Raw genomic sequence first — 12,088 nt, forward strand, 5'->3', positions numbered from 1 at the left:
CGAACCGCACCGGCCACATGGGGAGGAGCTTTCAATGACGTTGACGTCAACCGCACCGCTGCGCGCATCATCCAGCGCGGAAGCCATGCCGAACAAGCTGCCGAAGCGCGCCGCGCTGGTCAGCTTCGTCGGCAGCATGCTCGAATACTACGACTTCTTCATCTACGGCACCGCTGCGGCGCTGATCTTTCCGAAAGTGTTCTTCGCCAACGTCGATCCCTCGACCGCGACGCTGCTCGCGTTGCTCTCCTTCGGTATCGGCTATATCGCGCGCCCGGTCGGGGCCGTCATCCTCGGCCATTTCGGCGACCGTATCGGCCGCAAGACGGTGCTCTTGTTCACGCTGGTGCTGATGGGCGGCTCGACGCTGGCGATCGGCCTGTTGCCGGATGCCAAGACGATCGGCAACGCCGCGCCTGTCATCCTGACGCTGCTCCGCCTGTTGCAGGGCCTGTCGGCTGCCGGCGAGCAGAGCGGAGCCAACTCGCTGACGCTGGAGCATTCCGCCAATTCGAACCGCGCCTTCTTCACGAGCTGGACCCTGAGCGGCACCCAGGCCGGCGCGATCCTTGCAACACTGGTGTTCATCCCGGTGTCGAGCCTGCCGGAAGACCAGTTGTTGAGCTGGGGCTGGCGCATTCCGTTCCTGCTCTCCGCGCTCGTGCTGCTGGTCGCCTACCTGGTGCGGAGGACCATGCCGGAAACGCCTGTCGTCGAAGACATCAAGGACAAGGCGCAGGTGGCGCGCTTTCCCGTCGTTACGCTCTTGCGCGACTACTGGCAGGACGTGCTGCGCGTGATCGTCTGTGCGCTGATCGCCACCGTGAGCACGATGACCGCGGTATTCGCGCTCGGCTATGCCACCAGCAAGTTCGGCGTCGCCCGCCCGACCATGCTGTGGGCCGGCGTGCTCGGCAATGTCACCGCGCTGATCACCAGCCGCTGTGGGCGCTGCTGGCCGACAGGATCGGCCGCAAGCCGGTGTTCATCGGTGGCGTGCTCGGCTGTGCGGTGCTGGTGTTCCCGTACTTCATGCTGGTGACATCAGGGAATACGCTGGCGATCTTCGCCGCGGCGATGATCCTCTCGGGCGTCATCTACGCCGCGCCGAACGCGATCTGGCCGTCGTTCTATGCGGAGATGTTCGACGCGCGCGTGCGTTACTCCGGCACGGCGATCGGCACGCAGCTCGGCTTCCTCGCCGCCGGCTTCACGCCGCTGGTGAGTGCGAGCCTGGTCGGCGAAGGGCCGAACGGCTGGATTCCCGTGGCAATCTTCGTTGCCTGCTGCTGCGTGATCTCGGCGGCATCAGCGGCCACGGCGCGCGAAACCCACAATGTCGACATCGCCGATCTCGGCAAGCAGCGCGCCTGAGTCAGGATGAGTGAAAGTCGCATGTTGACCAAAGCAGTTTCGACCACGAGCGGGCCGATCATCGGCGCCGAGCAGAACGGCCTACGCGCCTTCAAGGGCGTGCCGTTCGCGACCACGCGGCGTTTTGCCAGGGCGACACCGCCGCTCGCGTGGACGGAGCCGCGCCAATGCACGGACTACGGCGCTTACGCGCCGCAGCCCGGCCATCTCGATCATGCTGACGAGGAATCCTGCCTCAGCCTGAACATCTGGGCGCCGGCGGCGGATCACCCGCTGCCGGTCAAGTTCTTCATCCATGGCGGCGCCTTCGTCACCGGCGGCGGCGCCGACTATGACGGCTCCTTCCTCGCCGTCCACGGTCCGGCCGTCATTGTCACCATCAACTACCGGCTCGGGCCGCTCGGCTTCCTGCAACTGCATCGCTACGGCCTCACCGAAGCCAACAACCTCGCGCTCCAGGATACGCTCGCAGCGCTCGATTGGGTCCGGGCCAACATCGCGAACTTCGGCGGCGATCCGGATGCGATTACGCTGTCGGGACAATCCGCCGGCGCCTCCATGGTGATCGCGCTCGCAACCCTGCCGCAGGCGAGGGGCAAGTTTATCCGTGCGCTCGCGCTGAGCGCGCCCGGGCGCGACATCATGAGTGCGGGGCATGCCGACGATGTCGCGCGCCACGTGCTCGAGGAGCTCGAGCTTGCGCGCGATCCCAGCGCGATTGCGTCCGTGCCGCTGCCAAAGCTGTTCGCGACGGTAGAGCGCATCGGACGCAGGCTCGCGGACGAGACCGATGCAGGCACCGTGTTCGGCCCGGTGCTCGACGGCACGGTCATCCCGCGCGAGCCGCGCGAAGTCTTCGCCGACGGAACCTTGCGCGACATTCCGTTCTGGCTCGGCTCCTGCCGCGACGAGATGGTGATGTTCCTGAAGAGCGCGCCGCCGGCGGCGATGATCCGCACCACCGAGCGACAAGTGCGCGCGACGTTCGGCGATGCCGGCTGGTGCCGGCTGCTATCCTATTATCGCGCCAACGCGCGCCTCGACGAGGATCCGTACGAGGCGCTGTTGTCGGATGCGTTCTGGCATCGCCCCATGGCCGATCTCGCGCGGCGTCATGCTGCGGCAGGCGGCGCGGTGTGGTTGAGCCGGTTCGATCATCGCCCGGCGCTGGAGCCGTTCCTGTCGCAGGGACCAACCCATGGTGCGGACAACGCCTGCCTGTGGGCGCATCTGCCTGATTTCATCGATCGGCCGATCCTCAGGCGCAAGGGCGGGCCGATGACGCCGGCCGACATTGATGTCGCCGCGCGGTTTCAGGTGAGCGTCTTGCGCTTCGTCACGACCGGCAGGCCGGATATCGCTCAAGCCTGGCCGCGGTTCGAGCCGGGCCATGAGCCGCTCGCGATCTTCGGCCAGCCGTTCCATATTGTGCCTCTCAATGACGGCGCGCGCTTCCGCGTGTGGGCGGAGCTGACCGAACAGTCCCGTCCCGAAGTGGTGGCCTGACAAGAAAAGAAAAAGGGGAGACCGGATGAGCGTTTCAGACAGCGGGCGCGTGCTCCCGCGCGCGATTCTTGCGATAGCCTCGATCCTCTCTGTGCTGGCGGCCTCGCCGGCGCCGGCGCAGGTCGTCCTGACGCCGATCCCCGAAGATCCCGTCGGCATCGATAGCGGCGCTGTCTCCGGTAAGGTGCTGCCGTCCGGCGTGAAGGCGTATTTCGGCATCCCCTATGCTGCGCCGCCGCTCGGCGATCTGCGCTGGCGCGAGCCGCAGAAAGTCGAGGCCTGGAAAGGCACCTATCACGCCGACCGGCTGGCGCCCGAATGCATCCAGGTGCTGCGCCGGCACAACCTCAATCATTATTTCGGCGAGGAGGCGACCAGCGAGAATTGCCTCTATCTGAACATCTGGGCGAGCCCTGACGCGAAAGCGGGCGCAAAGTTGCCGGTGGTGGTCTGGATCTATGGCGGCGGCTTCACGCTCGGCTCCAGCGGCATGGCGATGTATGACGGCGAGAATGTCGCCAGGAAGGGTACGATCTTCGTCAGCTTCAATTACCGCGTCGGCATCTTGGGCAATCTCGCCCATCCCGAGCTGACCGCAGAATCGCCGCATCGTGCTTCCGGCAATTACGGCCTGATGGACCAGGTCGCGGCGCTGCAATGGATCAAGCGCAACATTGCGACGTTCGGCGGCGATCCCGACAACGTCACCATCACCGGGCAGTCCGCGGGCGCCATGTCGGTCTCCGCGCTGGAGGCGAGCCCGCTGGCGAAGGGCCTGTTCCATCGCGGCTTCGCGATGAGTCTCAGCATGTTCGACAATCGCTTCAAATTCCCGGCGCTGCCGGCCGCCGAGAAGATCGGTCTTGACGTGCAGACGGCGCTCGGTGCGTCCTCGCTCGCCGAGATGCGGCTGATCCAGGCCGACAAGATCCTGGCAATCCAGAAGGATTGTCAGCTCGGCTGCGCCGGAACGATTGCGGTGACGCCCGACATCGACGGCTACGTCCTGCCCGACACCGTGCCGAACATCTTTGCCGCAGGGAAGCAGAACGATGTCGCAACCGTCGCGGGCTTTACCAGCGACGAAAGCTCCAACGACCTCCGCACCGCGGCCAATCTGGAAGGTTATGTCGCCGCTGCGCGAAAACTCTACGGCGATCAGGCCGATCGTTTCCTCGCGCTCTATCCGGCGAAGACCGACGAAGAGGCCAAGGTGATGGGACCGCTCGCCGCACGCGAGGGGCTGGTCGAGATCGGCACGCGCAACTGGGCCTTGGCGCAGGCGAAGACCGGCAAGGCGCCGTTCTACATGTATATGTTCTCCCGCGTGCAACCGTTTGCAAAGGACGTCCAGTTCTTCGACAGCCCGCAGAAGATCGGCGCCTACCACACCTCGGACGTGCCCTATTGGTTCGGGACCCAGGACGCCTTCAACAAATTTCGCGCCACGCGGGTCTGGACCGAATTCGATCGCGCCATGTCCGAGCGCATGATGGATACGCTGGTTGCGTTCGCACGGACCGGCAATCCCGGCACGCCGGCAACGCCGTGGCCGCAGTGGAATCAGAACGCCCAGAAATATGTCGAGTTCGGTGACGATTCCGGTGTTCGCGAGGAGAACGCGGCGCGGCTGGACTTCCACACGCCGGCGAATGTCACGCCCTCGACGCCACGGGTCTCGCGGGACTGAGATTCCCCAGCATCAGGCCGGGCTTGTTGTCCCGGCCATCCAGCTCTTGCCTCGAAGGCCGCCGCTCACTGCATCGCCGCAGCGATCTTCTCCGCCGACATCAGCACCGGAAAATTGGTGTTGGCGCACGGCACCACGGGGAAGATCGAGGCGTCGACGACGCGCAGGCCCTGAACGCCTTTGACGCGGCCTTGATTATCGACCACCGCCATCGGATCGTCGGCCCGGCCCATGCGGCATGAGCACGAGGCGTGCCACACCCCGATGGTCGCCTTGCGGACGAAGGCTTCCAGCGCATCGTCGTCGTTCATCACCTGGTCGAAGGTGAAACCTTCGACGACGTAATTGTCGATCAGGTAGTGGCGCAGCGCCGCCGGCCCGTCCATCAAGGTCGCGGCGATCTTGGTCAGGATCCTGTTTTTGGCATTGACCACACCGATCTTGCGCACCTTGTCCGTGTAGGCGGCCGGAAACGGCTTGTCCGTCACCGCTTTCACCACGTCGCTCATCTGCACGGCCGCCATCTTGCGGAAGCCGCTCATCAGGCGATCGAGATCGCGGCGGTCGGACAGCAGATTGAACTCGACGATCGGCTCGGCGGCGGGATCGCGCGAGGCGAGCTTGACCTGTCCGGTCTCGGAATAGGTCTTGTTGACGAAGGTCAGCAGCGAGCCGATCTGCTCGCCGACGGCGTGCCAGGCCGATTTGCTGAGCAGGACGACGAACATGTCGCCCTTCGGTACACCCGACAGCCCGGATGAATAGCGCAGGCCAAGCTGCATGTGGCGCCTGGTGTGCTCGTTCATGCGCGCGCCGCGGCGGACAAAGGACGACAGCGAAATCGAGGGATGATCCATCAGGCGCTGGCCGACGCCTGCCAGCCCCATCAGGACCGGAATGCCCATATCCTTGAGATGACCGACCGGGCCGATGCCGGCGCGCAGGAGATGCGCCGGCGAATGGATCGCGCCGCTGGAGAGGATGATCTCGCGGCCGCGGAATTCCTGTTCCCGTCCGTCGACCATCGCCTTCACGCCGACGCATTGCTTGCCTTCGAACAGCAGCTCTCTCACCTGCGTCTTGGTGGAGATGGTGAGATTGGCGCGCTTGCGCGTGTCACGATCGAGATAACCCATCGCGGCCGAGACGCGTTGCTCGGCCTGATTGGAATGCGTCACCGGAAAATAGCCGTCGACGAACTCGCCGTTCTGGTCCGGCACGAACTGATGGCCGGCCTGCTGGAAGGCATCGGCGAACGCCTGCGAATGCCGCGTCCAGTGTTCACGCGGAATTCTGCGTACCGGAATTTTGCCGTCCTTGCCGTGGTACGGCCCGTCGAAATCGAGGTCGCGCTCGACCTTCTTGAAGAAGGGCAGCACGTCATTCCAGCTCCAGCCGTCGGCGCCCCGCGCGTCCCATTCATCGTAGTCGGTCGGTGCACCGCGATTGGCCATCTGGCCGTTGATCGATGAGCCGCCGCCGAGCACGCGCGCCTGCTCGTATTTGCGTAAAGGAGGACGCGCTTCGTTCGGATTGTTGTGGCTGACGATCTGGGTCGTGACCTTGAGTTCGGTCCAGTGGAAGCGGGGATCGAAATAGGCCGTGCCCGGATAGCTGTCCCTGATCTCTGCGGGCTCGTTGCCGGGCGGTGTGTCCTGTCCGGCCTCGCACAGCAGGACCTTGTTGGCGCTCTTTGCGGAGAGCCGGTGGGCCAGCACGGACCCCGCCGAGCCGCCGCCGACGATAATGAAGTCGTACACGATTGGCGTTTCCTCTTGGTCTTCTCCGGGAAACGTAGCGTGTTATTTTCCCGAGGTCACGTCGGCATTGCCGCGACAGTTCGTAACTCGCATCGCTTGCCTGGCAACCACGATCGTGTAAATCTTCCGCCAGCGCCGATTTGATCCTCAGCTTGCGGGCGCTTCTACAAATGCAGCTAAAGAGACGTAGCTAAATTGACTAGCCAGTCCTGCATCCCCCGCATAGCGAGAATGATCGGCCATTCCGAGTGGGAGGGCCAAATGAGATTTGCTGCCATCGCGGACGTGCATGGGAATCGTCCGGCACTTGAAGCCGTTCTTGCGGACATCGCCAGGGCCGGCATCGACGAGGTCGTGAATCTCGGCGACCACGTCAGTGGCCCGCTCGAGGCAGCCAGGACAGCGGACCTGTTGATGGCGCGAGGCTTTCCCTCGATACGGGGCGATCAGGATCGAATCCTCGTCGAGCTCTGGCAGGCCGGCGGCTCCGCTCGCAGCGATTTCCGCGAGCTCGCGCGCAAGCACTTCGACTGGATGGCAAATATGCCGTCCACGCTCACGTATCAGGGACGGGTGTTTCTGTGCCATGGATCGCCAAGGGATGACGCTGCTTTCTGGCTCGACCACATCGCCGAAGACGGCTGCCCGCGCCCAAGCGGCATCGACGCAATCGAGGCTGAAGCTGAGGGGATCGACGCCGAGATCATCCTGTGCGCCCACACCCACATTCCGCGCGTGGTGCGTTTGAGGGATGGACGGCTGGTCGTGAATCCCGGCAGCGTCGGCTTGCCTGGTTATGAAGGGAAGGCGCCCGTTCCCTACGTGGTCGAGGTCGGTACGCCGCATGCGTGCTACGCGATCCTGGAGCATGCCGGCGCAGGCTGGTCCGCGGCGATCCGCTACGTGCCCTATGACACCACGGCCATGGCTGCGCGGGCGCGAGCCAAGGGCATGCTCAGCTGGGCAAGCGCAATTGCGACGGGTTGGGGTGCAGCGCGAGTAGGCCTGCCCCATGGCAACAGCAAGACCGTCAGTTCGGACACGGTTGTCCTGCAGCGCCCCACAGGGCCATGTCCTTGACGTGGTCCTCGAAGGTGCCCGGCGGCGTCGTGCGGCCGGCTCCGGGCGCCCATCCGCGCGGGATGAAGCCGTTCAAGGATGCGTCGTGCCGCAAATGCGCCAGCAGGCCCACGGCGTCGCGGCCGCCATTGCGCTTGGGGTCCTTCAGCTGCGTACAGATCTCGGCGCCGCTCTTGCCGAACCAGATGAACTCGACCGGCGCCAGCTGCCAGTCGATGCCGGCACGCGGTGGTGACGGCGCCGGGTCGTTCGCCTGGGTGGAGGTCATGTGACAGGTCGAGCAGGCGACCTTCTCGGCTCCGATGCGGCTGTCGCCGCCGTGGATGTTCATGCCGTGCACGCGCGGCCTGGTTTCGCCTGCCGGCGTCCAGATCGGTATGGCCTTGGCGTCGACGTGGCAGTTGGCACAGCGCGGATGGGTCACCACGGCTTCAATCCGCTTCCAGGCCTCCAGACCCTCGGCGCGGCTGACGCTGCCCGGCGGCAAAGCGTCCTTGTTCGCTTCGTCCTTGGCCGCGACTAACCCGGTGAGAGCCGCAATTGGCGAAGCGGCGAGAACGAGCGCAATGAGAGAACTCTTCATGGCTCGCCTCACACGAAATCGATGAACTTGTTGAAAGGCATTTCGCGGATGCGCTGCCCGGTCGCGGCGAAGATCGCGTTGGCGAGTGCGGGGGCGGCTGGCGGAACAGGCGGCTCTCCGACGCCTCTCACCTTGGGATCGTTCTCGAGCCCGCGAACTTCGATGACGGGGCATTGGTAGATCCGCATCGCTTCGTGGTGATTGTAATTGGTCTGCTGCACCGCGCCCTTGGCGTAGGTGAGCTCGCAATTGATGGCGTGGCCGAGGCCCCAGATGACGCCGCCCTGCACCTGGTTCTCGAAGTTGACGGGATCGACCACCTTGCCGACGTCGACAGCGACCCAGACCTTGTCGATCCTGATGCCTCGCTCCGTCTTCGTGACTTCGACGACTTCGGCTGTCGGTGTACCGAAGGATTCAACGAACGCGACGCCGCGGCCCCTGCCGTTTCCGAGTGGTCCCTTCCAGTCCGACATCTCCGCGACCGTTTCCAGCACCTTGCGATAATGCGGCACGGTGCACATCGCGATGCGCGCCTTCATGGGATCGAGACCCGCCGCGTGGATCAGCTCGTCGATGAAGCTTTCGGTGAAGAAGCCCGATGTCGAGGCGCCGACCGACCGCCACGTGGTGCTCGGCGAAAGTCCCTGCGCCTCGTAGCTCGTGGCCCGGAAATTGGGGATGTCGTAGTAGACATTCCACAGGCCGGCAGCCAATTGCCCGTCGGGATCCTTCGAGGGTGTGCCCGAACGCTCGAGCAGCCCCTTGAGCGGAGCAGTCGAGGCCAGTTGCAGATCGGCTGCGACGATCTTGCTCTTGTCGATGCTGCCTCGGTGCCGGGCGATCGCAATCTGCCGCGGAATGTCCTGGAGGAAATCCTCCTCGCGCGAGAACACCAGCTTGATCGGCGTTCCCTTCATCTGATTGGCGATCTCGGCGAGAACGCGGACGTTCTCGTACTCGAGACGGTGGCCAAAGCTTCCACCCGTCCACTGATTGTGGAAGGTGACCTGTTCCGGCTGAGGCCGATCGCCGTCGCCGCGACATACTGCACGAAACGGGGGCTCTGATGGCCGACCCAGATCTCCATCCCCTTGTCGGTGACGAGGCCGATCCCGTTCAACGGCTCGAGCGGCTGATGCCCCAGATAGGGCGCGCGATATTCGGCCTCGACAAGCTTGCCCGTCTTCAGCCCGGCTTCGATATCGCCGATCTTCCGCCACTCCTTGCCGAGGAATTCAGGCTTGAACGAGGATTCCAGAACCTTCCAATGCTCGGCCTGTTCGGCGGGATAGGCCGAGGGTGCCCACTCGCAAGTGACGGCGTCGACCGCCTTCATCGCGTACCAGCTGTTCGTGGCGATCACCGCGACGCCATTCTTGATTTCGAGGATTGTCTTGACCCCCGGCATCGATCGCGCCTTGCTGGCGTCGTATGACTTCAGGGGCTGGCCCTTGCCAGGGTTCAGCTTGACGGCGGCATACAGCATGCCGTCCATCTTCTGGTCGATGCCGAACTTCAGCTCACCCATGACCTTCGCGCGAACGTCGAGGCGCATCATCGGCTTGCCCAGCATGCGCCATTTCGACGGATCGCGCGGCTTGGCATCGAGCACCGGCGGAATCTTTGCGGCGTCCACGGAGAGATCGACGTAGGCGATCTTGGTGCCGTTGGGCAGGATCACATGGCCTGATTGGGTGCGCAGGTCGGCCACGGCGACACCCGAACGCTTGGCAGCGGCGGCCTTCAGCGTCTCGCGCGCGACCGCGCCGGCAACGCGCAGCTTTTCATAGGTGTCCGGCACCGTGCTCGACCCGCCGGTCATCTGCAGGCCGGACTCTCTGAGCCATTCGAGCGTCTTGGCGCGCGCTTCCTCGGCGGCGGGACTTTGGTCCGCAGCCACGAACGGCGCGAACTCGTCGGCGAAGCCGGTGTTGAAATACGCCGGGCTCGGGCCTGCAAACCGGACTTCGAACTGGCCGGGCTCGAGGTCCATCTCTTCGGCGATCATGATCGGCTGCACCGAGCCGACACCCTGGCCGATGTCGGCGTGCTGGGCGATTAGCGTGATTTTTTCGGGGCTGATCTCGACCCAGGGATTGAAGGTCACGGAGTTCGGCGCAAGGCCCGCGATCAGTGGATTGTCCCCGGCCGTCGCGGCCTGCGCTGCGTCGCTGTAGGAGCCGAAAGCGATGCCGCCGGCGACCGCGGCGGAGCCGAAGACAAAAGCCCGGCGGGAAAGCGTCTGAAGTCCCATTTCACTTCCCCGCCATCTTTGCGGCAGCCGCGTGGATCGCGGTGCGGATGCGCGGGTAGGTACCGCAACGGCACAAATTGCCGGACATCACCTCGTTGATGTCCTCGTCCGTCGGTTTGTCGATCAATCCGAGCAGCGAGATGGCCTGCATGATCTGGCCGGTCTGGCAGTAGCCACACTGCGGAACCTGATGTTCAATCCAGGCCTGCAGAACGGGATGCTGCTCCCTGTTGTCCAGCCCTTCGAGCGTGACGACTGACCTGCCGGCGAGATCGCCGATGCGGGCCTGGCAGGATCGCACGGCGGCTCCGTCGATCTGGACGGTGCAGGCACCGCATTGCGCGACGCCGCAGCCGTATTTCGGACTGGTGATACCGAGCTCGTCGCGGAGCACCCAGAGCAGGGGCATCTCGGGAACGACGTCGACCTGGCGCTTGGTCCCGTTGACCGTGAGCTCGATCATGTCGATGTTCCTTTCGCGCGTCCTCGCGGGACGTGAGGTCGAACTGGCACGCTCCAGCGAGCGCCGTCGAAGGTTGAACCGGCGTGGTCAGCGTGCCGCGCAAGCGCCGATGCTGTCAAACGACGACCCCGCAGCATTTGCGAATTCGCACGAAGAGTATGGTGTGAATTTTTGCCGCGCCTTTGGCGCGATCGATGTCAATCAATTGTTTCGGAAGGGTATCGGCCTGAACCAGGATCGACTTCGCCGCCTGTTGCTCCGTTGTGCCCAAGTGTTGGGCAGCATGCGCCGCCGCCAGCGGCCGGCCATGCTTCTTGCGAGATCCGGATTGTCGAGCGTTTCAAAGTGCAGTGTTTCTCAGTGCACGACCAGCACGGGTACGTTTCCGTCCGCCAGGACTTCTGATGTTTGGCTTCCAAGGAATAGCTTCTTGAGACCTCGGCGCCCGTGAGAGCCCATGACGATCAAGTCGCACCCCGCGGACTTTGCTGTTGCGATGATCGTGGTGGCCGGATGCGCATTTGGAACATGCAGGAGTTCTGCAGATATCCCGGCCTGCTCCGCCATGGCGCGGGCTTCACCGAGGAATTTGCCCGCGCGCTGCCTGGAGGCAGCGTCGAAGGCATCAATTTCCTGCTGCGAGGGTATCCAGCCTGAGGCATGTCCGCTGCCGTAGTCGATCGGCAGCGATTCCGTGACGGCGATGACTGTCACCCTCGCCTTTAGGGCCTTGGCCAATGCAATTCCATGCTTGAGGCCGTTTCGCGCGACATCCGATCCATCCGTGCTCAAGAGAATATGGGCGTACATTTGCGAACTCCCTTCTCGGCGACAATGTCTCTATCTCGCGGCGCGCAGGTCTGGTCTCGATACGGGCCTATATATTCAGGGACAGACCAGCACGGGTATCTTCGCGTGCGTCAGCACCTTGCTCGTCACGCTGCCGACGAGAAGCGCGGCAACTCCGCTGCGCCCGTGCGACGACATGACGATGAGATCGCATCCCTTATCCGCGGCTGCTGCGATGATGGCTTGATGGGGTTGCCCGCTCTCCACCTGAATCGTTTGGCAGGAGATACCGGCTGTCTTGGCCTCATTTGCCACGCGATCGAGCACGCTCGTGGCCTGCTGCTTGCGGAACTCGACATAAGCGACGACGGCTTCGAGGAACCGGCTCGACACTTCGGAAAACGGTTCCACGACGAAGATGACGGATACGGTGGCTCCAAGAGATTTCGCCAGCGCCATTCCATGCGCCACCCCGCGCTCCGCGAGTTCGGATCCATCCGTCGGAATGAGAATATGACTGTACATGCTTTACCTCCCGAATTGTCCGGACGTATCGCTGTCTTGCGGAGGTAAGCTCGGCTCGCCT

Annotated in this window: 10 protein-coding genes and 2 pseudogenes; 4 read left to right on the plus strand and 8 right to left on the minus strand. The window is 64.0% G+C overall.

The window, feature by feature from the left end; all coding sequences use genetic code 11:
* The first annotated feature begins 34 nt into the window (after window positions 1-34).
* From QJT78_RS01985 to QJT78_RS01995, 3 genes and pseudogenes are all read left to right on the plus strand, one after another.
* Window positions 35-1,374 (plus strand): annotated as a pseudogene (locus QJT78_RS01985) (MFS transporter).
* Window positions 1,375-1,395: 21 nt separating this feature from the next.
* A complete protein-coding gene (locus tag QJT78_RS01990; protein WP_028147125.1) occupies window positions 1,396-2,880 on the plus strand; it encodes a carboxylesterase family protein in 1,485 nt (494 codons plus the stop codon).
* A gap of 25 nt (window positions 2,881-2,905) precedes the next feature.
* A complete protein-coding gene (locus QJT78_RS01995; protein WP_038944433.1) occupies window positions 2,906-4,570 on the plus strand; it encodes a carboxylesterase family protein in 1,665 nt (554 codons plus the stop codon).
* A gap of 65 nt (window positions 4,571-4,635) precedes the next feature.
* Here the strand turns inward: QJT78_RS01995 and QJT78_RS02000 are convergent, their stop codons facing one another.
* Window positions 4,636-6,330, minus strand: coding sequence for a GMC oxidoreductase (locus tag QJT78_RS02000; RefSeq protein WP_028147124.1), 1,695 nt, complete (start codon window positions 6,328-6,330; stop codon window positions 4,636-4,638).
* Between the two features lie 261 nt (window positions 6,331-6,591).
* Between QJT78_RS02000 and QJT78_RS02005 the strand changes: the two genes are divergently transcribed.
* Complete coding sequence (locus QJT78_RS02005) at window positions 6,592-7,410, plus strand: metallophosphoesterase family protein (RefSeq protein WP_244433251.1); 819 nt, start codon at window positions 6,592-6,594, stop codon at window positions 7,408-7,410.
* Here QJT78_RS02005 and QJT78_RS02010 read toward each other — a convergent pair.
* The 7 genes and pseudogenes from QJT78_RS02010 to QJT78_RS02040 form a co-directional block, all read right to left on the minus strand.
* Window positions 7,361-7,993, minus strand: coding sequence for a hypothetical protein (locus QJT78_RS02010; protein WP_038941813.1), 633 nt, complete (start codon window positions 7,991-7,993; stop codon window positions 7,361-7,363). The two genes, QJT78_RS02005 and QJT78_RS02010, sit on opposite strands and share 50 nt — an antisense overlap.
* A gap of 8 nt (window positions 7,994-8,001) precedes the next feature.
* Entirely contained in the window at window positions 8,002-8,535 is a 534-nt protein-coding gene (locus QJT78_RS02015) for a molybdopterin cofactor-binding domain-containing protein (RefSeq protein ID WP_348652385.1), read from the minus strand.
* A gap of 48 nt (window positions 8,536-8,583) precedes the next feature.
* Window positions 8,584-8,952, minus strand: a pseudogene (locus QJT78_RS02020) (xanthine dehydrogenase family protein molybdopterin-binding subunit); the annotation flags it as partial.
* Entirely contained in the window at window positions 8,910-10,250 is a 1,341-nt protein-coding gene (locus tag QJT78_RS53105; RefSeq protein ID WP_348652384.1) for a molybdopterin cofactor-binding domain-containing protein, read from the minus strand. The gene QJT78_RS53105 and the pseudogene QJT78_RS02020, both read right to left, overlap by 43 nt.
* Before the next feature lies 1 nt (window position 10,251).
* Window positions 10,252-10,713, minus strand: coding sequence for a (2Fe-2S)-binding protein (locus QJT78_RS02030; protein WP_038941814.1), 462 nt, complete (start codon window positions 10,711-10,713; stop codon window positions 10,252-10,254).
* A gap of 357 nt (window positions 10,714-11,070) precedes the next feature.
* Window positions 11,071-11,523: a universal stress protein gene (locus QJT78_RS02035; RefSeq protein ID WP_028147120.1), complete on the minus strand. Its 453-nt coding sequence runs from the start codon at window positions 11,521-11,523 to the stop codon at window positions 11,071-11,073.
* A gap of 75 nt (window positions 11,524-11,598) precedes the next feature.
* Window positions 11,599-12,027 (minus strand): universal stress protein, encoded by a 429-nt coding sequence (locus tag QJT78_RS02040; protein ID WP_028147119.1) that lies wholly within the window; start codon window positions 12,025-12,027, stop codon window positions 11,599-11,601.
* Between the last annotated feature and the right edge of the window lie 61 nt (window positions 12,028-12,088).

This window comes from Bradyrhizobium sp. Mp27 (assembly GCF_029953005.1).
Lineage (GTDB): Bacteria > Pseudomonadota > Alphaproteobacteria > Rhizobiales > Xanthobacteraceae > Bradyrhizobium > Bradyrhizobium barranii.